Origin of the sequence: Treponema sp. UBA3813 (assembly GCA_002368605.1) — a bacterium.
Taxonomy (GTDB): Bacteria; Spirochaetota; Spirochaetia; order Treponematales; family Treponemataceae; genus Treponema_D.
Genome location: DFEB01000078.1, coordinates 50,324 through 72,816, shown reverse-complemented (window position 1 = coordinate 72,816; position 22,493 = coordinate 50,324). Strand labels below are relative to the sequence as shown.

Annotated in this window: 22 protein-coding genes, 1 tRNA gene and 1 riboswitch; of the genes, 5 read left to right on the top strand and 18 right to left on the bottom strand. The window is 45.6% G+C overall.

The genetic code is table 11. The features are described 5' to 3' along the window. Positions 1 to 46: 46 nt before the first annotated feature. The 6 genes from B2089_RS11765 to B2089_RS11740 are packed head-to-tail and all read right to left on the bottom strand — an operon-like array spanning position 47 to position 6,137. Positions 47 to 1,726: a Na/Pi cotransporter family protein gene (locus B2089_RS11765; RefSeq protein WP_296323697.1), complete on the bottom strand. Its 1,680-nt coding sequence runs from the start codon at positions 1,724 to 1,726 to the stop codon at positions 47 to 49. Positions 1,727 to 1,738: 12 nt separating this feature from the next. Then, positions 1,739 to 2,776, bottom strand: coding sequence for a PASTA domain-containing protein (locus B2089_RS11760; protein ID WP_296323700.1), 1,038 nt, complete (start codon positions 2,774 to 2,776; stop codon positions 1,739 to 1,741). A 37-nt stretch (positions 2,777 to 2,813) separates the two neighbouring features. Beyond that, the gene (gene fmt / locus B2089_RS11755; protein ID WP_296323703.1) at positions 2,814 to 3,788 is read right to left on the bottom strand and encodes a methionyl-tRNA formyltransferase; all 975 of its coding nucleotides are present in this window, start codon (positions 3,786 to 3,788) and stop codon (positions 2,814 to 2,816) included. Positions 3,789 to 3,794: 6 nt separating this feature from the next. Next, positions 3,795 to 4,373, bottom strand: a complete 579-nt coding sequence (gene def / locus B2089_RS11750) for a peptide deformylase (RefSeq protein ID WP_296323707.1) — start codon at positions 4,371 to 4,373, stop codon at positions 3,795 to 3,797. Positions 4,374 to 4,401: 28 nt separating this feature from the next. After that, on the bottom strand, positions 4,402 to 5,763 hold the full coding sequence (gene hisD, locus B2089_RS11745; RefSeq protein WP_296323710.1) for a histidinol dehydrogenase: 1,362 nt from the start codon (positions 5,761 to 5,763) through the stop codon (positions 4,402 to 4,404). Between the two features lie 32 nt (positions 5,764 to 5,795). After that, positions 5,796 to 6,137 carry a helix-turn-helix domain-containing protein gene (locus B2089_RS11740; protein WP_296323713.1) on the bottom strand — a complete coding sequence of 114 codons (342 nt, stop codon included), beginning with the start codon at positions 6,135 to 6,137 and terminating at the stop codon, positions 5,796 to 5,798. A 132-nt stretch (positions 6,138 to 6,269) separates the two neighbouring features. Between B2089_RS11740 and B2089_RS11735 the strand changes: the two genes are divergently transcribed. Then, a complete protein-coding gene (locus B2089_RS11735) occupies positions 6,270 to 7,022 on the top strand; it encodes an outer membrane beta-barrel protein (RefSeq protein ID WP_296323717.1) in 753 nt (250 codons plus the stop codon). An 82-nt stretch (positions 7,023 to 7,104) separates the two neighbouring features. Here the strand turns inward: B2089_RS11735 and B2089_RS11730 are convergent, their stop codons facing one another. The 3 genes from B2089_RS11730 to B2089_RS11720 all read right to left on the bottom strand — a co-directional run bounded on the left by B2089_RS11730 (position 7,105) and on the right by B2089_RS11720 (position 10,068). Next, positions 7,105 to 8,526 carry an alanine/glycine:cation symporter family protein gene (locus B2089_RS11730; protein WP_296323720.1) on the bottom strand — a complete coding sequence of 474 codons (1,422 nt, stop codon included), beginning with the start codon at positions 8,524 to 8,526 and terminating at the stop codon, positions 7,105 to 7,107. Between the two features lie 84 nt (positions 8,527 to 8,610). Next, positions 8,611 to 8,707, bottom strand: a riboswitch (glycine riboswitch). A 147-nt stretch (positions 8,708 to 8,854) separates the two neighbouring features. Beyond that, the gene (kduI, locus tag B2089_RS11725; protein ID WP_296323723.1) at positions 8,855 to 9,697 is read right to left on the bottom strand and encodes a 5-dehydro-4-deoxy-D-glucuronate isomerase; all 843 of its coding nucleotides are present in this window, start codon (positions 9,695 to 9,697) and stop codon (positions 8,855 to 8,857) included. Positions 9,698 to 9,714: 17 nt separating this feature from the next. After that, on the bottom strand, positions 9,715 to 10,068 hold the full coding sequence (locus B2089_RS11720) for a hypothetical protein (protein ID WP_296323725.1): 354 nt from the start codon (positions 10,066 to 10,068) through the stop codon (positions 9,715 to 9,717). Positions 10,069 to 10,162: 94 nt separating this feature from the next. Here B2089_RS11720 and B2089_RS11715 point away from each other — a divergent pair, with 94 nt between their 5' ends. Continuing rightward, on the top strand, positions 10,163 to 11,737 hold the full coding sequence (locus B2089_RS11715; RefSeq protein ID WP_296323734.1) for an HAL/PAL/TAL family ammonia-lyase: 1,575 nt from the start codon (positions 10,163 to 10,165) through the stop codon (positions 11,735 to 11,737). A 1-nt stretch (position 11,738) separates the two neighbouring features. Here B2089_RS11715 and B2089_RS11710 read toward each other — a convergent pair whose 3' ends face one another. Both B2089_RS11710 and B2089_RS11705 read right to left on the bottom strand, forming a co-directional pair. Next, a complete protein-coding gene (locus B2089_RS11710) occupies positions 11,739 to 12,131 on the bottom strand; it encodes a flavodoxin domain-containing protein (RefSeq protein ID WP_296323738.1) in 393 nt (130 codons plus the stop codon). Positions 12,132 to 12,134: 3 nt separating this feature from the next. Continuing rightward, positions 12,135 to 12,557, bottom strand: a complete 423-nt coding sequence (locus tag B2089_RS11705) for a DUF3793 family protein (protein ID WP_296323741.1) — start codon at positions 12,555 to 12,557, stop codon at positions 12,135 to 12,137. Between the two features lie 355 nt (positions 12,558 to 12,912). Here B2089_RS11705 and nrdD point away from each other — a divergent pair, with 355 nt between their 5' ends. Together nrdD and nrdG are read left to right on the top strand one after the other, a co-directional pair. Beyond that, positions 12,913 to 15,090 carry an anaerobic ribonucleoside-triphosphate reductase gene (gene nrdD / locus B2089_RS11700; RefSeq protein WP_296323744.1) on the top strand — a complete coding sequence of 726 codons (2,178 nt, stop codon included), beginning with the start codon at positions 12,913 to 12,915 and terminating at the stop codon, positions 15,088 to 15,090. Between the two features lie 12 nt (positions 15,091 to 15,102). Continuing rightward, on the top strand, positions 15,103 to 15,609 hold the full coding sequence (gene nrdG, locus B2089_RS11695) for an anaerobic ribonucleoside-triphosphate reductase activating protein (protein ID WP_296323747.1): 507 nt from the start codon (positions 15,103 to 15,105) through the stop codon (positions 15,607 to 15,609). A 47-nt stretch (positions 15,610 to 15,656) separates the two neighbouring features. On the opposite strand, the gene B2089_RS11690 is transcribed toward nrdG, so the two are convergent. Both B2089_RS11690 and B2089_RS11685 read right to left on the bottom strand, forming a co-directional pair. Beyond that, positions 15,657 to 15,729, bottom strand: a tRNA-Ala gene (locus B2089_RS11690). Positions 15,730 to 15,856: 127 nt separating this feature from the next. Next, complete coding sequence (locus tag B2089_RS11685) at positions 15,857 to 16,771, bottom strand: ketopantoate reductase family protein (protein ID WP_296323750.1); 915 nt, start codon at positions 16,769 to 16,771, stop codon at positions 15,857 to 15,859. A gap of 75 nt (positions 16,772 to 16,846) precedes the next feature. On the opposite strand from B2089_RS11685, the gene B2089_RS11680 reads away from it, so the two are divergent. Further along, entirely contained in the window at positions 16,847 to 17,743 is an 897-nt protein-coding gene (locus tag B2089_RS11680) for a 1-acyl-sn-glycerol-3-phosphate acyltransferase (protein ID WP_296323753.1), read from the top strand. A 3-nt stretch (positions 17,744 to 17,746) separates the two neighbouring features. On the opposite strand, the gene B2089_RS11675 is transcribed toward B2089_RS11680, so the two are convergent. The 5 genes from B2089_RS11675 to hisG form a co-directional block, all read right to left on the bottom strand. After that, positions 17,747 to 19,075 (bottom strand): tetratricopeptide repeat protein, encoded by a 1,329-nt coding sequence (locus B2089_RS11675; RefSeq protein WP_296323756.1) that lies wholly within the window; start codon positions 19,073 to 19,075, stop codon positions 17,747 to 17,749. Positions 19,076 to 19,102: 27 nt separating this feature from the next. After that, complete coding sequence (locus tag B2089_RS11670; RefSeq protein ID WP_296323758.1) at positions 19,103 to 20,272, bottom strand: pyridoxal phosphate-dependent aminotransferase; 1,170 nt, start codon at positions 20,270 to 20,272, stop codon at positions 19,103 to 19,105. 1 nt (position 20,273) lies between these two features. After that, positions 20,274 to 20,768, bottom strand: a complete 495-nt coding sequence (locus B2089_RS11665) for an Lrp/AsnC family transcriptional regulator (RefSeq protein WP_296323760.1) — start codon at positions 20,766 to 20,768, stop codon at positions 20,274 to 20,276. Between the two features lie 17 nt (positions 20,769 to 20,785). After that, complete coding sequence (locus B2089_RS11660) at positions 20,786 to 21,403, bottom strand: imidazoleglycerol-phosphate dehydratase (RefSeq protein WP_296323762.1); 618 nt, start codon at positions 21,401 to 21,403, stop codon at positions 20,786 to 20,788. 138 nt (positions 21,404 to 21,541) lie between these two features. Next, positions 21,542 to 22,414, bottom strand: coding sequence for an ATP phosphoribosyltransferase (gene hisG / locus B2089_RS11655; RefSeq protein WP_296323764.1), 873 nt, complete (start codon positions 22,412 to 22,414; stop codon positions 21,542 to 21,544). Positions 22,415 to 22,493 lie beyond the last annotated feature (79 nt).

Here is a 22,493-nt window from a genome sequence, read left to right as displayed (position 1 = left end):
AAGACAGTTAGCTTATTATAACCGAGAATCTGTTTTCGTGCAAACTTTATCTCAAATCGCCGGCTGCGTCGAAACAGCGGTCACCGATTTTCTCGATTTGGCGGATAATGTCCATGTACAAAAGCTCTGAGCGGACGTCCCCGCCAGTCTCAAGGCGGCTTCGGGCAAGTTTACGAAGGGCGATTCTCTCATCGTCAATCTGCTGCTCAAGCTCGCTGGCAAACTGGAACTGTTCCGGGGTAAGCCGCTGGATTTTTGACACATTCTTGTAGATGAAGAACATAAGCTGTCGGGCAAGCTCAAAGTAAGGGAGCAAGCGATCGAAATCTTCTTTGTTGAACTTCATTTCCTTTTCGATTGCCTTTTTAAGCTGGTAAGCGATATTGAGACAACCATCGGCCATAGCTTCCATTTCGGAGATAAGCTGCATCATAAGAGCGGCATTGTCTTTTGCCTCATCGCTCAAGTGCAAGTGGGTACAACGGACAAGATACTGGGTAAGTTGCTCGTTCATCTGGTCGCAATAATCTTCGGTTTTGACGATTTCCTCGTAGCCGCCAGTGACAAAATCAGAATTGAAATTTGAGAATCCTGCCTGCAACTCATCGAACATCTGGGCAACCTTATCGGAAAAGAGCTTGACTTCACTCTGAGCCCGGAAAACACAACCTTCAGGAGACTCAATAGCCATGCGCTCGTTGAATTCAAGCTTGTAGACCGTGCCTTCAGGAATTTTATCGTCTTTAATAAGAATACTGACGAATTTTGAAATCTGATTGACGAAAGGAATAAAAATCACCGTACCCATGACTTTGAAAGCCGTGTTAAGCATAGCGATTCGGAAAACGATGTTGTGACCCGGCGAGACGAATTCCACAAAACTCATGAAAGGATTGAAGAAAATAAGGGCGATAATAACCGTAGCCACATTGAAAAGAACATGAACTGCCGCCGTGCGCTTTGCGTTTGCGTTGGCACCGATAGCCGCAAGAATCGCGTCCACTGTTGAGCCTACCGAGCTTCCGATAATCATTACCGCGCCGAAGCGCCAGAATTCATTGAGTTCCTCGATACTTGCATTTCCTTCTTTTGACATTGCCACTGCCATACCGATGACGATGGCCGACATTGCGGAAGAAGAGTGAATAAGGGCGGTAAGAAAGATTCCGATGAAAAGACCGATGACATAGCTGATTGCGCCAAAACCGTTCACGGCATCGATAAAATGAATGACAAAGGATTTAACATCTGGAACGGCGAAAAAGTCTGAAAGTCCGCCGAGACCAAAAAAGAGAAGACCGAAGCCCATAATAGCGAGCCATAAGCCTTCTCTTGATTTTAAGCGTTTGAGAATGTAAAGAAGATAGCCAAGACCGAAAATTGGAACAGCATAGTCCTTGATTTCAAAACTAGAGCCCAAAGCGACAATCCAGCCCGTGACCGTAGTACCGATGTTGGCACCGAAGATAACGCCGATTGCCTGAGTGACCGAAACAAGCCCCGCGTTTACGAAGCTGACCAGCATAACCGTAGTTGCGCCCGAAGACTGGATAATCATGGTGAGGATACAGCCTGTAAGAAGCCCCACGAAGCGATTTCCTGTCATAAAAGCAAGGGCAGCCTGCAACTTTTGACCCGCGCTCTTTTGGATTCCGTCACTCATAAGTTTCATGCCGTAAAGCAAGAAACACAAACTACCAGCAAAATTGATTAGGTTCAGTATCATCTCTTTATCTCGCTATTCGGTCATTTGGCGTGCGACAGTTCTTCCAGCAATAGAAAGAATCAATTCACTGTCCTTCTGCGCAATGTAAGGAATGGTGACCAAGCCGCCCGTATGTTTTATAGTAATAATCTGATTGTGTATTCCGTCTTTTGAAGATTCAAGCGTCATCTCAACGGCATAGGGATAATTCGGAAGATTTGCCGTGAATAAGCCCATAACATTGTCATCTTTTTGTTTTTTGGGAAGGGCAATTTCTGCCGTTACCCGCGTATAATTCGGAACATACTGATTTGAAAGTTCCTGCTGACTTGTAACCGTGCCTTCCTTTTCGTTATCGCCAGCAATATGACTTGTAAAGTCGAAAACAATTTTTGAAGAAGCCATAGTCTGGAGCAATTTCGCAATATCAAGACCTGTGATTTTCGGGACTCGCGTATTTTCAAATTCTGGACCCCGGCTGACAATCAACTTTACTGTAACGGGACTTGAAATAATCGTGCCTTCAGGCGGATCCTGAGCAAGAATTGTTCCGGCATCACTCTGATCAGACTTATAAGAGGGCTCTGCTAGTACGATAAGAGGCTTGCTTGAGCCAGTGAACATAGTCTGCAAGTTGATTTTGACATTATCGTAATTTTGACCAATGTAATTTTCTACATGATCAAGAATGGTACCTCGGCTGACAGTGAGTGTGATTCTTCGCCCTGCCTTTACAATTGAGCCACCCTCTGGATTTTGTGCGAGGATTTTACCCGCATCGTCAGGATTGTCTGTGTATTTGAGCTGGATTTTTGGATAAAGCTCTTTGACCTGCATTTCAAGGAGAGCCGTTGTAAGTTCCTTTCCTTCCACATTTGGAACCATAACCTGCTCTGCTTCCCGAACTGTAGCAAAAAAAGTAATCCAACAGATTGAGAACATGAGTACAAGAGCGATAATTACCACCAGCAAAAATGGCTTTCTATTCTCATTGATTGCAGAAACTGTTTTTATTCCTTCGCTTTTAAGATTTTCCGCAAGTTCTTTGGGCTTAAGATTCTTAATTTTCATTTCTTTTAGTCCGTCTTTTGTTCATAAAAAGTTCCTATTACTCTAATATAGAACCAACAAAATTTCTAGCACCATTGAGAAAAGACTTGTAATCCATGGCCTTTTTTTTCTCCTGCTGCAATTCCGTCACCACGAGAGTTGAGCCGCCGCCACAGGCAATTTCGATTCCCACGGCCTTTCGGTAAGGAAGAACCGTGCCCGGCTTTTCGGAAGATTCTGCATCTCCGATTTTTGCTTTAAGAATCGTGACCCGAACACCGTTAAAGGAAGAAAAACAAAGTGGATAGGGCGTGAATGCCCGGATTTTTCGCTCAATTAGCTCTGCACTTTCATTCCAGTCGATTTTTCCGTCATCTTTTTTGAGGAATTCCGTGTAACTTGTTTCGCCAGACTGCTTTTTTCCGACAAGTTCTGAATCAGAATTGGAAATTTCCTTGAGGACTTTTTTGAGAAGTTTTACTCCCGCGTCCGTGACTGCGCTTGATTTGCCATCGCCGTCCATCAGAGAAAGAGTTGTTTCGCTGCCGTCCAAAGGAATTTCTGTTTGTGCGAGAATGTCGCCTTCGTCAGTTGCCAGAGCCAGCTTTTGCACAGTGACTCCAAGACTTTTATCGCCATTGAGAAGAGCCGCCGGAACCGGAGTACAGCCGCGGTATTTTGGAAGGGCACTTGGATGCAGGTTGATTCCGCCCAAAGGGAAAAGAGCGAGAAATTTCGGCCCGAAAATGCGGCCGTAATCAAAAGAGACGAGCAAATCCGCGCCCAATGGAGAAATTGAATCCCTGGCCTCGCTCATAAGGTGGTCAAATTCAAAGACAGGAATATTATTTTCCCGCGCCACCACAGCGACTTCCGTGGGAATCAGCTCAGAGTGTCGGCCCCGGCTTGCAGGAGGATTTGTAAGGACTCCCGCAATCTGAAATCCGCATTCTTTTTGAACGGCGATGAGATTTTTCAGAACGATACTAGAGGCAAGGGGTGAGCCTGCGTAAATGATTTTTAAACTTTGCATGGGCTTTTATTTTGAAGCCTTTTTTGCTTCTTTTGCGGCAATTTTAGCTGCGATTTTTGCGGCTTTTTTAGCTTTTTCGGCTTCTTTTTTAGCGGAACGCTCCAGGCGTTTTTTCATTTTTTCGGTGATTTCAGCGGCAATCTGAGGGTCACCACGGTCAATATAAACGATTCCTTCAAGATGGTCGTACTCGTGCTGTATGATTCGAGCTAAAAGTCCGTCTGCTTCAAGGGTGAAGGGCTTTCCGTTTTCGTTGAGAGCCTGAACCGTAACTTTTGACGGGCGTTTAATCGTTTCGTTAAAACCTGGCAAAGAAAGGCAGCCTTCGTCATAATCGCACAAATCATTGCTTGTGGCGACAATCTGAGGATTTACGAAAACCCGGCGCACTTCATCGTCAGAAATGATTACGAAATAACGGCGGGAATCTCCGATTTGAGGAGCGGCCAAACCAACGCCGTCTGCCTCCAGCATAGTCTCAAACATTTCGTTGAATGTCTCGCGGAGAGAATCATTGATTTCATCTTCCTTAACCGGAAGAGCCTTTTTTCTTAAAACTTCTTCGCCTAATTTGTAAATTTTCATAATATTCTCCAATTCCTCTTTCTGAATCTTACAATCTGATTCGTGCTGCCCGCGCGTGACCGGCCAGTCCTTCCGCATCTCCAAGAACGCCTGAAGCCTCTGCCGAAGCCACCGCGCCCTTTGAGCCGGGGATTGTGCGCAAAGTAGTTACGGTCTTCAAGAAGACTCGGACGCTCAAACCGCCGGTGAATCGCGCGCTTCCGCTGGTTGGCAAAGTGTGATTGAGGCCGGCCGCATAGTCGCCGAAAACTTCCGCGCTTCCGTGACCGATGAAAAGGGAGCCGTAATTGTGGACGAGGGAAGCGATTTTATCCCGCACCGCTCCCTCTTCCATGGCAAGCTCCAGATGCTCAGGGGCTTTTTTGTTGGCACATTCAGCCGCCTCTTCAAGATTTTTACAGATGATGATTCTTCCGCAATTTTTTATGCTCTGCTTTGCCGTTGCCTTTGTGGGAAGCGTGGCAAGCTGTTTTTCGATTTCTTCTGCCACGGCCTTTGCCAATGCTTCTGAATCAGTGGCCATGACCGGCTGGGCTACAATGTCGTGCTCTGCCTGAGCCAAAAGGTCAGCGGCAACCCAAGAAGGATTCGCCGATTTGTCCGCGATGATGAAGACTTCTGTGGGGCCTGCCACCATATCGATTCCGACAGTGCCGTAAACCAGCTTTTTTGCCTCTGCGACGAATTTATTGCCGGGGCCTACGATTACATCAGTGCGGGGAATTGACTGAGTTCCGAAAGCCATCGCTCCGATTGCCTGAGCTCCTCCGCAAGCAAAAGCTTTTGTTACGCCGCAAATGTAAGCCGCCGCCATAATATTTTCGTCAGCATAGGGTTTTCCGCCAAGGAAAGGCTTTCCGGGAATGCCAGTGCCAGCTTTTTCGGCGGCAGCCTTGTCCTCCGGGTGAACACGGGGCGGTGTGCAGAGAATTACTTCCTTAACGCCTGCCGCCACCGCCGGAGTAATGGTCATCACAACGGTCGAAACGAGAGGAAAGCGGCCAGCCGGAACATAAACGCCCGCACGGTCAACAGGGATATTTTTCTGCCCCGTAAAAACGCCCTCGGTAAGCTCAACTTCAAAATCATCAAAAGACTCACGCTGTTTTTTTGCAAAGCGAAGGGCCAAATCGTGAGAATATTCAATCGCCTTGTAAAGCTCAGGATTTTCCCTCTGCATTTTTTCAGCAGCCGACTTTAGCTCAGACTGCGGGATTTCAAGGGAAGAAGGCGCCGACACATCGAATTTTGCACCGTACTCAGATAAAGCCGCGTCTCCCCGATTTTTAACATCGGAAAGCACATCTTTTACAATATCAATAGAAGCACCGAAATCACGGCCTGTAAAGAATTCCGGCTCAATTTCAGCGTAGGACTGTATTTTTATCATAGGAATAATATAGCGAATTTTAGCGGAGATTACTAGCAAATTCTCTGCCGTTCAATTTCTTCGACAAGGGCAGTGACTAATTTTTTCTCGTTTTCGGTCATTGCTGAAAGTTTTTTGGCGAGAATTCGCACATCTGACGAATAGCGTTCTTCCGGGCTGAGCGAAGACTTTTTATCCGTGCCTGTAACTAAAAATTCCACGGAAACGCCCAAAGCATCGGCGATTTTTACGGCTATGTCTGCGGGAGGCGTACTGCTTTTTTCCCGCAGATAATTGTCCAGAGTCCTTTTATTTATTCCTGTTTTGGCAGAAAGCTCTTTTACCAGAATACCGCGGAAAACTAATTCAGATTTTAGATTCTCTCTAAAACTCATATTTTCATAATACGCTAAAGTGCGTAATATCTGATTGAACGATTGTTAAATCTGTGTTACCCTTATAACAGATTGTTATATTTAAGTAATATTCAGACATATTACGCAAATTATAACAAAAAGGAGTTTTATATGAAAAAATTGATTACGACTTTGGCTGTGGGAGCACTGCTGCTTTCAAGCTCTTTCGCACAACTCTCACAAATGTCTTTCGGTGTCCGTGGTTCACTGGGTGTCAGCGACATGACTATTGCAGATGACATAAAACGAGGACTGGGAAATTCTGTCGCAAGTGAGCTTTCTTCTATAACAGGAAATCCTGCTTCATATTCTGTCGATAACAAAACGATTTTGTGCGGCGGTTTTGCACTTTGGGGCAACTACAGTTTTGAAAAAATTCCAGCCCTCGGTTTACAGGCAGAATTAGGATTTTTATTCAATAACGGTACAGAACTGACGATAGAATCAAAATCCAGCGGAGTAAAAATGGAAGTTAAAGACAAGATTACTTATACCACCATGGAACTTCCTTTCCTCGTGACATACACGGTCAATAAAGGCGGCTTTTTTGAATTTATCCCGCAGGCAGGATTTTACCTTTCATTCCCAATTGGAAAGATAAAGCAGGAAATTGATGTGACAGCAAAATATAATGGAAATACACTTGCTAGCAAGTCAGGAAGTTCAAAAGACAAAATCGACAATGCCTGCATTTTCGGAACGGCCTTCGGCGCAGATTTCGCCTTCAACTTCAATAAAACTTCCGCACTTTTGCTGAATGCCCGCTACATGATTGACTTAGGCGAGCTGAAATCTGACGGCGATAAAGTCGGCACAAGAAAAGTTTTCTTAATGTCAGCCGGCTACAGATACACTTTCCACTAATTCCCCTCATAAAAAACACCGGACAAGCCATGTGCCCGTCCGGTACCAATTTTTCACTGCAAAATTATGAATTATGCATTAATTAAAGCGTCGGATATTTTGCAAAGTATTTCTTTGTTTCTTCTGCAACGACTCCGCTCAAAACAATCAGCGAGACACAGTTTGGAATTGCCATGAGTCCGTTTGTGATGTCGGCAATTGTGAATACAGCGTTAACTGTGAAGTAGGGGCCGATTGCGATTGCGGCGATGTAAACCAGGCGATAGATGAAGACCAGCTTCATGCGGCCATTGGTGAGATATTCCAAGCACTTTTCTGAGTAGTAGTCCCAGCCCAAAATCGTGGTGAATGCGAAGAATGCCAAGCAGAGCATGAGAAGGAACTGAACAGAAACGCCGTCGCCGCCCAAGTCGAACGAGAGGGCTGCCGCCGTAAGCTGAACGCCTTTCAAGTCTGTTGCATTGAAAGATGGATTACAAAGAGCGATGACGATTGCCAAACCTGTCATTGTGCAAACAATGAGCGTGTCGATGATTGTTCCCGTCATGTTTACCAGGCCCTGCTCTACAGGCTCGTTTGTCTGAACCGGAGCCGCAGCGATTGGAGCAGAACCCAAGCCCGCCTCGTTTGAGAAAATTCCTCGTGCGATACCTTTCTGCATTGACTCGGTGATTTGCTTGATTGTCCAGCCGATTGCTCCGCCTGCCACTGCCTTGAAACCGAATGCTGATTTGAAGATGAGGGCGAAGGCGGCCGGAACTTTTGTCGCGTTCATGAGAATTACTGAAAGTCCCAGGAATACATAGATGATTGCCATTGCTGGAACGACTTTTTCTGCAACTTTTGAAATTCGTTTGAGCCCGCCCAAGATTACAAGAGCCGCACAGATTGTGACAACTGCGCCGCCGATAACCGTGGCCCAAGTGTATGAGTTTTCGCCGATTGTGAAAGCGATGTTTGCGTTTTTCGGGTCAAATGCCATGTTGACGGCAGATGTGATTCCGTTGATTTGGGTCATTGTACCGATACCCAAGAGACCTGCAAGAACGCCAAAAACAGCGAAGAGAATCGCAAGCCACTTCCAGCTTTTTCCCATGCCCTTTTCGATTGTGTAGAATGGGCCGCCCAAGACATGACCGTCTTCTTTTACTTCACGGTATTTGATTGCAAGCATACACTCAGCGAATTTTGTCGCCGTTCCCAAAATTGCCGCAATCCACATCCAGAAGAGAGCGCCAGGACCGCCGGCAGCGATAGCCGTTGCGACACCGACAATGTTACCTGTACCGATAGTTGCAGAAAGTGCAGTACAAAGGGCAGAAAAACCTGAAAGCTCACCGTGACCTTCATTCTCTTTGAAAATTGAGCGGAAAGCCCGGCCGAGTTTTGTAAACTGTAATCCGCGGGCACGAATCGTCAAAACTAAGCCCGTAGCCAAGATTAGAACGATGGTAGGAATTCCCCAGACAACATCGTCGATTAAGTTAAGGATTTGGTCAAACATTTTTAAATCCCCGTTTAAAAAGAAAATAGAGTTTGCCACATTCAAAAAGAATGAAACAAACTCTCCAAAGAGTAGGATTGGAACTTCTTTCGCCCTGTCCTTTGTGCCTGAGATATCGATTGTAATAATCTTAACCCTTCGGCGCCCCACTCCATCGTGAGGACTCTCCAGAGAACCCTTGCCTGCCCCACAAGCAAACAAGGGCTTATATAGAATATCGGAAAGAAGTTTTTCTGACTATAGAAAAAATCTATCGCAGATCCGGTGTTCTTATGAGGCGGACAAGCCGCCTCGTCCTGCAAGGAAGTTATTTAACTTCGCCAGACTGCTAACGCAGATCTGGCGTGCGGATCCAATCTTGGTCGGTGTAGGTGCGGTTTTCGCCGCCCATGCTCCAGATGAAGGTGTAGTTGCTTGTACCGCAGCCTGAGTGGATTGACCAGCTTGGGTTGATTACGGCCTCGTTGTTGTGCATTACGAGGTGGCGGGTCTGCTGGGGTTCGCCCATGATGTGGAAAACAACCTGATCTTCTGGGAAGTCGAAGTAGAAGTAGACTTCCATGCGTCGCTCGTGAGTGTGAGCCGGCATTGTGTTCCAGACAGAGCCTGTCTCCAAGTGAGTCATGCCCATTGAAAGCTGGCAGGTGTCCAGGACTGACGGGTGAATGTACTGGTTGATTGTGCGGTCGTTAGATTCTGCGGCGCTTCCCATGTGAATATGGTTTGCCTGCTCGTAAGTGATGATGCGGCTTGGGTAAGTGCAGTGAGCCGGAGTTGAGTTCATGTAGAACTTAGCCGGATTTTTTGCGTCTTTTGAAGCAAGCGTGACTTCTTTTGTGCCTGCTCCCAAGTAAAGTGCGTCGTAGTGCTTGATTTCGTAAGTTTTGCCGTCTGCAACGACAACTCCGTCGCCGCCGATGTTAATCATGCCAAGCTCTCGTCTCTGCAAGAAGAAGTCAACGCCGAAATCTTTCATTGCGTCGATGTTTTTGTCAAGGCGGATTGTCTCGTCTGTCGGCATTGCGCCCAATGTGACGATTCGGTCGATGTGGCTGTAAACAGCTGTGACATCATTTTTGATGAAAATGTTCTGGATGAGGAATTCCTCACGCATTTCTTCGGTAGTCATTCTTTTGAACGGCTCTTTTCCTGTTGAATAACGAATATCCATTTTTAGTACCCTAATTTTTAGTTTTTTGAAGATGAATCTTTATTAAGAGATTCTTTTACATCATTTTTAAAATTCTGGGCTGCATTTTTAATTTCTTTTCCTGCAGCTTTTGCAGCCTCACCGATTTCTTTACCAGTTTCTTTTGCAGAATCCCCTACTGTTTTTCCAGCTTCTTTTGTAACCTCAACAGCATTTTTTGTAGATTCTTTTACATCCTTTGCCGCTGCCTCAAGTTTTTCTTCTGATTCTGACTTTGTGCGCTCGGTTGTTTCCGTAGTCTCATTTGAAGACGAATCCTTTTTTCCTGAAGCAAACAGGGATGTTGAACCAAGAATTGCAACAACAGTAACCAATGCCAAAAGTTTTTTCATAGCTTATACTCCTATATATCTTGTTATACCAAAAAAAAAATTTTTTTTCTATCATTATTTACGACATCTCATAAAAAGAATACACTTAACCATTATGAAAATTATCAGCGGAAATGAACTTACAATAGAAGATGTATGCGATGTCGCTTACAAAAATGAAGAAGTCGCACTTCCCACAGACGAAAAATTCTGGGATACATTAAAAAAATCACGAAAATTTTTAATGGACTATATTGCAACTGGCGTTCCGACTTACGGAGTCACCACGGATTTTGGCGATTCCTGCCACAATCAGATTAGCGTGGAAAAAGCCGGAGAGTTGCAGCGGGTCATTTGCGCTTATCATGGAATCGGACTGGGGCCAAAATTTGACCACGAGACAGGCCGGGCTGTAGTTCTTGCACGCCTGAACGGAAATGTAAAGGGCGGTCATTCAGCCATTCGGCCGGAACTTGCTCGCATGATGGTCACTCTTTTGAACAAAGACATCATCCCGGTAATTCCCCAGCTAGGCTCTGTGGGTGCTTCTGGAGACCTCACTCCACTTTCTTACCTTGCGGCGGTCATTATGGGGCAGCGGGATGTTTACTATAAAGGAAAAATTGTTCCTGCAGCCGAGGCTTTCAAGGCAGAGGGAATCGAGCCGCTTCCCATCGAGGCAAAAGAAGGCCTGGCTTTAATGAACGGCACTTCCGTAATGACGGCGGTGGCTTCCCTTGCCTGGAAAAAAGCCCAGCGTCTGGCCAATATCTCTGACTTCCTCACGGCGGTCACATCAGAAATCACTCGCGGCAAGGACACTCCTTTCGTCACGAAGGTAAGCCAGATTAAAAATCACCGGGGACAGATGGAATCGGCGGTTTATGTCCACAATATCATCACGGAGTCAAAGCGGGTCTGGAAATACGAGGACTTTTTAAAAAATCAGATTGAAAAGCTTGACGGAAAAGGCTTTGTCGCCCAGCAGAATAAAATTCAGGACAGATATTCAATCCGCTGCGCCCCACAGATTACCGGCGTTTACAGGGACACCCTTCGTTTTGCAAGGGAAATGATTACTGAAGAGCTGAACAGCGCAAATGACAATCCCCTCGTTGACATCGATGCAGAGCGTCTTTATAACACGGGAAATTTCTACGGCGGTCACATTTGCGCAGCCTGTGACTACATGAGGACGGCTCTTGCCAACATAGCGGATTTAAGCGACAAGCAGGCAGAAATTATCATCGACGGAAAATTCAACGGCCTTACCGAAAACCTTATTCCTTTTACTCCGGCTGACCACCCTCGCGCAGGACTTCGGCTCGGATTTAAAGCCGCCCAAATTACAATCAGCGCAATCCGCGGAGAGGTTGCGACCTATTGTTTTCCGGTTTCCCTTACCTCGGCTCCGACAGAAGCCCTCAATCAGGACAAAGTTTCAATGGGAACGATTTCAGCACGAAAATTCACCGAGCAGATTGAGCTTGTTTTCTTGCAGTTCGCGACTCACTTGCTGGCCGCAATGCAGGCAGTGGATTTGGCTGGAAAAGAAGATTTCGCCCCCTTCACGCAGAAAGTGCATGAGGAAGTTCGAAAGATGAGTGCATTTGTTGAGGACGACCGCCCTCTGGATAAAGAGGCAACGGCCGTCGCAGAATGGCTTAAAAAAACAGATTTATTTGCGTAACTTACGCGATTGCAGCTTTCATTTCTGAAAGAGCGGCGTCATCTGGAGTAAGCTGGGCTTTAACGACAGCTTTCACACTTGCGCCTGCTCCCTCAAGCCGGCCTTTCCAATCTTCAAGGAAAGCGCCGTCGCCCCAGTCATAAGAACCGAAGAGAACGACTGTTTTTCCGCTCAAACTTCCCTCGATTGATGAATAGAATGATTCCATTGAATCCTCAAGCTGCTCTGCTCCCATTGCAGGGCTTCCCAAAGCAATCAAATCTGCCTTGAGAACTTCCGCGCTGTCAGCAGAATCTGCCGTTGAGAAATATGCGTCTGCGCCTGCTGCTTCTTTTGCGGCATTTGCAAGAGCCTCCGTGTTTCCTGTTGTTGATGCGTATACGATAGCTACCATATTTTACGCTCCTTTTTTTTGATTTGAATATTTTTTGGCAACGACTGGAACTGACAGTCCTTCATCGAGCCATTTCATGCAGGTTTCACTACATGATTTGTACATAAGGCGGTGCAAAAGCTCGCAGAGAATTCCGTTCAGGCCCTTTTCAAAGGAATATCCTTTTGATTCCAAGTAGCGGATATTTTCTGCACAAGAAATGATTTTTTCCAGCAATTCGCGGTCATAGACAAAGAACAAAAAGCGAGAGTCGTCTTTTTTGAGCGGCACGAAATATCGCTTTGACTTGCAGAAATCTCCCTGCCATTTTAAAAGCTTTTTCCGACCTTTCATAAAACTTTCGGCGTCCATTGAGAAAAGATTCGCCGGTTTGATTCCGCACAAAGCGGGTGCAGAACAGTGGATTATCGTCTCGTCAAAACTCATTTTGTTAGTCTCGTCTAATTTTTGTTATCGTAATAAAAATATACTAAATCTAACCTTTGTTGTCAAATGCTAACTTTTTCAGATATTTTTACATTTCCCTTCATTTTGCACTTGATTAGACAAAACAGACATGATTTTGATTTTTTCGACTTTCTGCAAAAAATGGATTGACATAAAACGATTGCGAATCTATGATTTTGTTAATTAAGAAAGAAAACACTACAGATAGTGTCTTTTCAACCGATAATTACAGCAAGAAACACTATGAGATTTTCCAAAATGTCAAGTGTTTTTTGCGAAAAAAATAAAAAAAATCGCAAATCATTATCATGTAAGTCATTGGAGGGGAAACGACATGAAAATTATCAAACGCAACGGTGAAGAAGTCGTATTTGACATCAACAAAATCATTACGGCTATTTCAAAAGCGAACAAAGAAGTTCCACCGTCGGAACAGATGAGCTCTGCAACAATCACAAGCATTGCAGAATCAATCGAAAAACAATGTGCTGCTGAAAATCACGAGATGAATGTCGAAGCTATTCAGGATTTGGTCGAAAAGGCCATCATGAAAGCAAGCGCATTCGACATTGCAAAAAAATACATCACTTACCGCTACCAGCATCAGCTCATGCGCCGGGCAAACTCAACTGACTCACAGATTCTTTCTCTTCTCGAATGTAACAACGAGGAAGTTAAACAGGAAAATTCCAACAAAAACTCAACCGTCGTTTCGGTTCAGCGCGATTATATGGCAGGTGAAGTCTCAAAAGACATCACTAAACGATTCTTGCTGGATGAAGATATCGTAAAGGCTCACGAAGAGGGAATCATTCACTTCCACGATGCAGACTATTTCGCCCAGCACATGCATAACTGCGATTTGGTCAACCTCGAAGACATGCTGCAGAACGGCACTGTCATTTCAGGCACAAAAATCGATACGCCTCACTCTTTCTCAACGGCATGTAACATCGCCACACAGATTATCGCTCAGGTAGCTTCTAGCCAGTACGGCGGTCAGTCTATCTCCCTCACCCACCTCGCTCCCTTCGTTGAAGTAAGCCGACGCAAAATCATGCGTGAAACCGAAAAAATTGAAGAGCAGACAGGCGTTAAATTCAGCGATGACCAGTTCAACAAAATCGTTGAAATGCGGCTCAAGGACGAAATCAAAAGAGGTGTTCAGACAATCCAGTATCAGGTCGTCACCCTCATGACAACAAACGGTCAGTCTCCTTTCATCACTGTCTTCATGTATCTCAACGAAGCAAAAAGCGAGCAGGAAAAAGCCGACCTTGCAATGATTATTGAGGAAATGCTCAAACAGCGATACCAGGGCGTAAAAAACGAAAAGGGCTTCTGGGTCACGCCGGCATTCCCAAAACTCATCTATGTCCTCGAACCTGATAACATTGAACCGGGCTCAAAATATTATTCACTCACAGAACTTGCCGCAAAATGTACGGCCCGCCGCCTGGTTCCGGACTACATTTCCGAAAAAAAGATGCTTGAGCTTAAAGTCGATGCAAACGGCAAAGGAAACTGTTATCCTTGCATGGGCTGCCGCTCATTCCTCACACCATATCTCGACGAGCATGGCAAACCAAAATATTACGGCCGCTTCAATCAGGGCGTCGTCACAATCAACTTGGTCGATGTGGCTTGCTCTTCTGGCGGCGACTACAAGGTCTTCTGGGAAATTTTCGATCAGCGTCTTGAACTCTGCCACAAGGCACTTATGCGCCGTCACCAGCGATTGCTCGGCACTCCAAGCGATGTGGCTCCAATCCTCTGGCAGCACGGAGCCCTTGCCCGCCTCGAAAAAGGTGAGACAATCGACAAACTGCTCTTTGGCGGTTACTCAACGATTTCTTTGGGCTATGCAGGCTTGTGTGAGTGCGTTCGCTACATGACAGGAAAGCCCCACACTGACCCTGACGCAACGCCCTTTGCAATCGAAATCATGAAACACCTCAACGCAAAATGTGCAGAGTGGAAGGCTGCTTCAAACATCGCATTCTCTCTCTACGGCACTCCTCTTGAGTCAACGACATACAAATTCGCAAAATGCCTTAAAAAGCGATTTGGCGAAATCAAGGGCGTTACCGACAAAAACTACATCACGAATAGTTACCATGTTCATGTTACTGAACCAATGGACGCTTTCTCAAAGCTCACCTTTGAAAGCCAGTTCCAGGAGCTTTCTCCGGGCGGTGCGGTAAGCTATGTTGAAGTTCCAAACATGGAGAACAACATTCCGGCTGTTATGACTCTTCTCAAACACATTTACGAGAACATCATGTACGCCGAGCTCAACACAAAATCTGACTGCTGCCAGAAATGTGGTTATACAGGTGAAATTCAAATCGTCACCGACAGCGACAACAAACTGATCTGGCAATGCCCCAACTGCGGCAACAAGGATCAGGCAACAATGAATGTCGCTCGCCGCACTTGCGGTTACATCGGCACACAATACTGGAATCAGGGTCGCACGCAAGAAATCAAGGAGCGCGTTCTCCACTTGTAAACGAAGGCGTCCATGTATTACGGAACAATTAAAAAAACAGATATTGCCAACGGTCTAGGCGTAAGAGTTTCTCTCTTCGTCTCAGGCTGTCGGAATCACTGTAAAGGTTGTCACAATCAGATTACCTGGGATTTTAAATTCGGCAATATCTTTACTGAAATGACAGAAATGGAAATTCTCGATGCGCTTGCTCCATCATATATCGATGGGCTAACCGTATTAGGAGGCGAGCCTTTTGAAGAAGAAAATCAAGAAGTGCTCGCACCATTTCTCGAAACAGTAAAAAAAGCCTTTCCAAAAAAAAATATCTGGTGCTACACAGGCTATATCTACGACAAAGATTTGCTCCCCGCGGACGGACGCAAGCACACGGCCTTTACTAACCGAATGTTGGCCTGCATAGATGTTCTTGTTGATGGCCCCTACATCGAAAGCCAGAGAGACCTCACACTTAATTTCCGCGGTAGCAGAAACCAGCGAATAATTGATTTAGAGCATAACTGTCTGATGAAGCTCTAAAATCTCGTTTAAAACAAAAAAAGTTCCGCTGTTTTTGCGGAACTTTGTGGAGACGATCGGACTCGAACCGACCACCCTTTGATTGCGAACCAAATGCTCTACCAGATGAGCTACGCCCCCAAAATCGGATTCTATCTTAGTGAAAATCTAAAAAGAATTCAAGTTCGACAGGATATGGCGCAAGGCTTGCTCGTTCGATTAGCCTGAGTGCAATGGAACAAAAGCGATTTTTCTTTATACATCATTTTCAGATATTTCTTACAGATTCGCTTCCCTCGATTAAATCCCTTAAAAATTCGCAATAAGGCGTTGAAATTCCGTGAGATTTTGCAAGACGGACAATCGTTCCGCAGAAAAAGTCATTCTCGCTCTTGCGGCCCGCTTCCATATCCTGAAGCATACTCGTTTTTCCCTTGCTGTCATGGTGACACATCATATTGATTGCGTCCTCACAAATCGTCTCCGGCAGCGTAATTCCCTCTGCTTTTGCCACTCGAAGGAATTCATCTCCCACTTTCCGGGCCAGATTCTGCATGACCTCATACTTAAATCCTCCATAGGGAGAACGGGTAATGGCTGAGAGAGTGTTGAAAACCGTATTTATGAAGAATTTCTTCCACATTTCAAAATGAATGTCATCGGGATTTTTGTAGCGCATCCCTGATTTTTCAAAAAGCTCGCACAAAGCCTGTGTCCGCTCGTTTTTAGCATTATTTTTTTCGCCAAAGACCACAGTTCCGAAGTCAGAGCAAAGGACATTCTTTCCTTCATGGATAGAGTTAAGGCTGATTACGAATCCGTAGAGCAGGTTTTCCTCGCCGTAGACTTTCGCAATTTCCCGCTCGCTCTGGATTCCGTTCAAAACCGAGAGAATCAAAGTCTTTTTTCCGCAAGCCTTTTTCATCATTTCCATCGCCTGATTCAGCTGTAAATTCTTTGTCGCAATGATGATTAAATCGCTTTCACGGGCATTTGAGCTTTCTACGAATTTAAAATCCTGTTTTTCGCCGTTCAAGAAGATTCCGTCCCGCTCATAACGCGCCTTTCGCTCACCGTCCGCCAGACATTCCACATTCTCTTTTCCGAGATAGCCGGTTAATTTTGAGGCAAGCACCGCACCCACGGCACCAACGCCAATCATCGTAACTCTTTTGATTTCCATATAAATGATTCTAACAACTTGCTAAATTCTCTTCTAGGACTTAAAATAGAGATTACTACATTTATAGAGGAAACTATGGCACTTTCAATTCGTGAAAAATACGCTGACATGTTCAAGTCGCTGGCAAATCTTTCGGTTGCAGCGGCCAAAATCGATGAGACGAATGTTTATCAAAAAGAAAATCCCCAGACGCGCAAATTTATGGACAAGCTCGTTGAGGACAATATGGCGGAAGGAAGCCGTCTTGAAGGCAAAGAAAATTTCCGCGCTTTTTTAGATGCGGTCAAATCTGGCAAGCACGGTCTCATTCTCATGGAGCACTACTCAAACACTGACTTGCCCGCTCTCTGCTATCTTCTGGAGCATGATTTGGGCGAGGAAGGCAAAGACCTTTCAAAACGAATCGTCGCAATCGCAGGAATGAAACTCAACGAGGCAAATCCCCTTGTCCGCGCCTTTGCAGAAAGTTTTACGCGAGTCGTCATTTACCCCACCCGCTCGCTCACAAAGGCTGAAGAAAAAGCTCAGACCGAAGAAGAAAAACTCGAAGAAGAAAAACGCGCCCGCACGATTAACCTGGCCGCAATGCGCGCTATGGACAAATGCAAGCGAGACGGTGAAGTCATCTTGGTCTTCCCCAGCGGAACCCGCTACCGACCTGGCCATCCAGAGACAAAACGAGGCCTCCGAGAAATCGACTCTTACTTGCGAATGTTTGATGTCATGATTTTGGTTACGATTAACGGAAGCGCCCTCACCATCGATATGAACAATCCAGACGACATGCTGGCAGACTTGATTGAGCCAGCCGTCCAGATTTTTGGCGCAAGCCCTGTTATTGATTGTAAACAGTTCCGTAAAGACTATTTGGCTTCACTTCCTGCCGACGAAGCAGATCCCAAGCAAAAGGTCATCGATCATATCATGGAGATATTTGACGAGCAGCACGAAAAAATCGAAAAGATTCGTTAAAAGCTAGCTGTCAATCTTCTTTAAAATCTTAACAAGGCCGTTCTTATCTACCAAATCGATAGGGCGGCCTTCTGCATATTTGCGACCTTCTTCGCTAAACAAGCCTGCCGTAATACACACGCCCTTATCCGCTTTAGCCTCTGAGACACGAGCATGGAATTCACGGACATACAAATCAGCTACTGCACCAGTTGTTCGGTAAAAACGGAAAATATGAGTTTCCTCTGAGCGTACAAAGTCGATGTTCATCAAAATCTCAACATTTTCAGGTTTAACTGATATATCAATGATTTTTGCAACAACACGCTGATAATATTTCATGACGATTCGACGGCAAAGCGCAACAAAATCGCTTGAACTTGCCATGAGATAGGTCTGAAGGTTCTTATTTTGATTTAATTCCGAATATCTAGAAAGCAATTGAGGAACATCTTTATACTGCGGATTGACTGCCTGAATCTCCTGCAAATAACCTATTCCTTTTCCAATTGCCTTCATCGCGAAATGAGCATTAGCCAAACGATAGCGAGTTTCTATCGCAATCTCAGGAGTTGCATTTTGATGCTTGAGACCGATTTCAAAATCCTGAACAGCTTTATCTGGTTGCCCCATTTTAAGATGGAAAATTCCGGCTGCAAGACAAGCTTTTGCGCCAAATTCAGGATCTGGACGCAAGTGCATAAAGACTTTGATTGCTTTTTCACCATATCCGCTTTCATTCATGCCATCAGCCATGGCAAAAAGAGCCTCTTTATTTTCTGGATTTTCATCAAGGGCACGCTTTAAATACGGCAAAGACTCTTTGTAATGCTTAGCTTTATAAAGAGCCAGTCCAAGCGGAGAGTTAATTCCACTTGCTTCTGGTTTTACAACAACGGCTTTTTTGAATCTTGGCACGGCTTTTTCAAATTCATTGTTTTTATAAAAAGCAACACCAAGATAATAATTCACTTCAAAATCATTTGGATTTATCTGAGCCGCTGCGCTCAATCCCTTAAATGATTCTGGAATTTTTTCTAATTTAACAGCACAAATTCCCTGACGGAGCGATGCCTTGAAAATATCAATTTCTCTATGAGCAGGAGCGATTCCCATCTGAGTTTCATAAATCGGAAATGCCTTATCCCAGGCACGCTCATTATAATATAAATCTCCAAGCGCAATGAGTGCGTCCGCATTGTGAGGATCCTGAGCAAGTTTACGAGTAGATTCTTTTATAATCTGGGCACGAGTCTTCTGTTTGCCCTTCTTCCCAGACTTTTTTCTGGTGGCAAAAGAAACGACAATTGCACCAAATGCCACAATGATAACAACAGCAATTAAATTACTCATATCGCCTTTATTATCGGCAAAAAATGCCTATTTCCTTAATTCTTCGACAAACTCAGCGATTCTGTCCAGGGCGACCTTCATTTTGTCCACGGCGGTGGCGTAACAGCAGCGGATATGCCCCTCGCCGCCAAGACCAAATACGCTTCCCGGAACGACGGCAACATTGTGCTTCTGGAAAAGCTGAGTGGCGAATTCTTCGCTGGAAATACCGAGATTTTTGATGCTGGGGAACATGTAGAAGGCTCCGGTCGGCTCAGGAACTTCAAGCCCCATGTCACAGAAAGCCTTGTACATGAGATTTCGCCTCTGCTGGTAAGAGACCCGCATTTTCTCAACATCTTTCCAGCCGTGCTTCAAGCCCTCGACTGCCGCGTACTGGCTGAAAATCGGGGCGCAGATTGTGTTGTAGCCGTGCAATTTTACGATTTGAGCAAGGACTTCTGCGGGAGCGGCAATATAGCCGATTCGCCAGCCTGTCATTGCGAAAGATTTTGAGAATCCGTTGAGGATAATGGCGTAATCCTTCATGCCGGGGAAAGAACCCACTGATGTGTGCTTTGCGTCATCGTAGGCAAGCTCGCAGTAAATCTCGTCAGAAATGCACCAAATCTGATTTTTGACCACGACTTTGGCGATTTTTTCAAGCTCTTCCTTTGGAATCATGGTTCCCGTAGGATTGTTGGGCGAACACATCATTACGCACTTTGTTTTGGGAGTGATTGCCTTTTCAATCTGCTCTGCCGTAGGGTAAAATCCGTTTACGCTGGTGTCGATTGGAACGACTTTTGCCCCCGTAAGCTCGGCAAGCGGCGTGTAGTTTACATAACAGGGCTGAACCACGATGATTTCATCTCCGGGATTCAAAATTGCCCGCAAAACCGCGTCAACGCCCTCGCTGGCACCCACGGTAATCAAAATCTCGTTCTTGGGATTGTAGTAAAGCTGGTAGCGCTCCATGTATTTGGCGATTTCTTCACGAAGCTCAATCAGGCCCCAGTTTGATGTGTAAGAAGTGTGACCTTTTTCAAGATGATAGTAGGCTTCCTCGCGGATAACCCAGGGCGTAGGAAAGTCCGGCTCGCCCACCGAAAGGGAAATTACATCGTCATGGCCGATGAGCATCTCAAAAAACTTACGGATGCCCGACGGCGGAATATTCTGCATTGATTTTGAAAGTCTGTCTGGTCTAGTATTCATTTTAAGCCATCACTCCTTCGCGGCGGTCAGATTCGTCTTCCACATAAAGAACGTCGTTTTCCTTGTAGGTTTTAAGGAGGAAGTGGGTTTTTGTTGAGCGCACGCCTTCCAGAGTAGAAAGTTTCTGCGCCACGAAAAGAGCGACCTCGCGCAAATCATCGCCTTCGATTACGACTTTAAGGTCATAACCGCCGCTCATAAGATAAAGTGACTTGACCTGGGGGAAGCGGTAGATTCGCTCGGCAAGGGCATCAAATCCGTGCTCACGCTCCGGCTGGCACTGAATCTCGATTTCAGCCCGAACCTTGTCCTTTGTGTTGATGTCTTTTTCAGGATTCACAATGGCGGCGTATTTTAAGATGATTCCCTCGTCTTCCAGAGACTTGATGATTGCCTTTACTTCATCGGCGGATTTTTTTGTCATCGCCGAAATGTCTTCTACTGCAAGACGCGCATTTTCACGCAACAAATCCAAGATTTCTTCCTTTCCGTCCATAATTATCTCCTTCAGTTTTATACTATAACGCCCTTCGTGCTGGGAACTTCGCCGTTTCGCCTGGGATCAATTTCAACAGCAGAACGGATTGCACGAGCCGCCGCCTTAAAAAGACCTTCCATTTTGTGGTGGTCGCTTCGGCCACGGAGAGTGTCCAAGTGAAGATTGCATTTTGCTGCCTGAACAAAGCCATTCCAGAAATCCTCAAAGCAATCGGTCTGGAAAGTGCCTTCTTTTCCGTCCTGAACGCTCACCAGAGGAATTCCCGTAAGCTCAGCATCGCAGACCAAGAAAGGCCTGCCGCCAAAATCCACGGCCGCACGGAGAAGAGCCTCGTCCATGGGGTAAAGGAAAGAGCCGCTTCGGTAAATGCCGGCACAGTCGCCCAGAGCCTTTGCAAAGCACATACCCAAAACGATTCCCGTATCCTCGATTGTATGGTGCTGGTCAACATTCAAGTCACCCTTGATAGAGCCCGAAAGGTCAAAAAGTCCGTGCTTGCAGAAAGAGCGCAACAGATGGTCAAAAAATCCGATAGGATTCTCCACGCTGCACTTCCCTGTACCGTCAAGATTAAGTGTAAGAGAGATTTGAGTCTCCCCGGTAATTCGTTCAATAGTAGCCGTTCTTGCCATAAAAATTTCTCCTGCCATATCGGGGCGTTGCGGGTCCTCCCGCAGAGGGGGTAGGCGGAAATGGCGGAGCCATTGCAGCCGAGGGGGAGACTTCCCCCAACCCTAACTTTCAATCTTCAACTTTCCGTTTTCAGTTTGCTATCTCACGACTTTGCGCAATGCGTATTCAAGGATGTCTGTGGCGCCCAGAGACTGCAATTTTGGCAGCAGGGTGGGGACTTCGCTTTTTTTGACTGCGATTTTTACTGCATAGCCGTCGTCGCCGAAGAGAGGGCTGACTGTGGGGCTTTTCATTGATGGAAGGGCCTTAATCAGTCCGTCGAATTTGTCTTTTGCCACATTCATTTCAAGCATTACCCGGCCGCGGGCGTTCAAGACTGACTCGAAGAGCATTTTAAGCTCCATGATTTTCTGCTTTTTCTCCGGGTCTTTGAGGGCTTCTTTTGAGGCATACATCCTCGTTGAAGAAGTCATGAGGGTGTCCACGATTTTGAGATTGTTTGCACGCAAGCTTGAGCCTGTGGAAGTGTTGTCAATCAAAATCTGGGCCAGAGAATCCTCGTTGTCCTGAACGAAGCCTTCGCTGGTTCCCCAGGTGCGGAAAATCGTTCCGTCGATTTTTTTGTCTGCGAGCCATTTTTTGCTCAAAGTCTGATATTCGGTGGCGATTGTGACCGGTTTCTGAACCAAAGCCTCAAAATCAACGGTATTGGGGATTGCCGCTACGATTCGGACGGGGTCAAATCCCAAATCCATGATTTCCTCAACTCCGTCTTGAACGCCGTTCTCGTAAACCCAGTCCTTGCCGGAAAATCCAACATCTGCCTTGTTTGAGGCCAGAAGGGCGCTTGCAATCTGAGGTTTTACGACCTGAAAAGCCAAATCATCCTGATTGGTCGTAGGAAAATATGTGCGGTCAGCAAGTTTGAGGGAAATGCCCACATCGCTCAAAAGTTCGTAAACAGACTCGTAGATTCTGCCTTTTGCCAACAATATTCGTAATTTTTCCATAATAAAATTCCTTTTTTAGATTTCTCTATTCTTTTATTATAACAAGTTTTCGTGATTATGTAAGTATAGCCCATATATA

Bases quoted from the DNA above. Each gene is read 5' to 3' on its own strand.
- B2089_RS11660 (WP_296323762.1), bottom strand. From the start codon at position 21,403: ATGGCAAGAACGGCTACTATTGAACGAATTACCGGGGAGACTCAAATC.
- def (WP_296323707.1), bottom strand. From the start codon at position 4,373: ATGAAAATTTACAAATTAGGCGAAGAAGTTTTAAGAAAAAAGGCTCTT.
- B2089_RS11730 (WP_296323720.1), bottom strand. From the start codon at position 8,526: ATGTTTGACCAAATCCTTAACTTAATCGACGATGTTGTCTGGGGAATT.
- B2089_RS11665 (WP_296323760.1), bottom strand. From the start codon at position 20,768: ATGGACGGAAAGGAAGAAATCTTGGATTTGTTGCGTGAAAATGCGCGT.
- nrdD (WP_296323744.1), top strand. From the start codon at position 12,913: ATGAAAATTATCAAACGCAACGGTGAAGAAGTCGTATTTGACATCAAC.
- B2089_RS11720 (WP_296323725.1), bottom strand. From the start codon at position 10,068: ATGAAAAAACTTTTGGCATTGGTTACTGTTGTTGCAATTCTTGGTTCA.
- B2089_RS11765 (WP_296323697.1), bottom strand. From the start codon at position 1,726: ATGATACTGAACCTAATCAATTTTGCTGGTAGTTTGTGTTTCTTGCTT.
- kduI (WP_296323723.1), bottom strand. From the start codon at position 9,697: ATGGATATTCGTTATTCAACAGGAAAAGAGCCGTTCAAAAGAATGACT.
- B2089_RS11675 (WP_296323756.1), bottom strand. From the start codon at position 19,075: ATGAGTAATTTAATTGCTGTTGTTATCATTGTGGCATTTGGTGCAATT.
- hisG (WP_296323764.1), bottom strand. From the start codon at position 22,414: ATGGAAAAATTACGAATATTGTTGGCAAAAGGCAGAATCTACGAGTCT.
- B2089_RS11680 (WP_296323753.1), top strand. From the start codon at position 16,847: ATGGCACTTTCAATTCGTGAAAAATACGCTGACATGTTCAAGTCGCTG.
- B2089_RS11685 (WP_296323750.1), bottom strand. From the start codon at position 16,771: ATGGAAATCAAAAGAGTTACGATGATTGGCGTTGGTGCCGTGGGTGCG.
- fmt (WP_296323703.1), bottom strand. From the start codon at position 3,788: ATGCAAAGTTTAAAAATCATTTACGCAGGCTCACCCCTTGCCTCTAGT.
- B2089_RS11760 (WP_296323700.1), bottom strand. From the start codon at position 2,776: ATGAAAATTAAGAATCTTAAGCCCAAAGAACTTGCGGAAAATCTTAAA.
- B2089_RS11710 (WP_296323738.1), bottom strand. From the start codon at position 12,131: ATGGTAGCTATCGTATACGCATCAACAACAGGAAACACGGAGGCTCTT.
- nrdG (WP_296323747.1), top strand. From the start codon at position 15,103: ATGTATTACGGAACAATTAAAAAAACAGATATTGCCAACGGTCTAGGC.
- B2089_RS11670 (WP_296323758.1), bottom strand. From the start codon at position 20,272: ATGAATACTAGACCAGACAGACTTTCAAAATCAATGCAGAATATTCCG.
- B2089_RS11715 (WP_296323734.1), top strand. From the start codon at position 10,163: ATGAAAATTATCAGCGGAAATGAACTTACAATAGAAGATGTATGCGAT.
- B2089_RS11735 (WP_296323717.1), top strand. From the start codon at position 6,270: ATGAAAAAATTGATTACGACTTTGGCTGTGGGAGCACTGCTGCTTTCA.
- hisD (WP_296323710.1), bottom strand. From the start codon at position 5,763: ATGATAAAAATACAGTCCTACGCTGAAATTGAGCCGGAATTCTTTACA.
- B2089_RS11705 (WP_296323741.1), bottom strand. From the start codon at position 12,557: ATGAGTTTTGACGAGACGATAATCCACTGTTCTGCACCCGCTTTGTGC.
- B2089_RS11740 (WP_296323713.1), bottom strand. From the start codon at position 6,137: ATGAGTTTTAGAGAGAATCTAAAATCTGAATTAGTTTTCCGCGGTATT.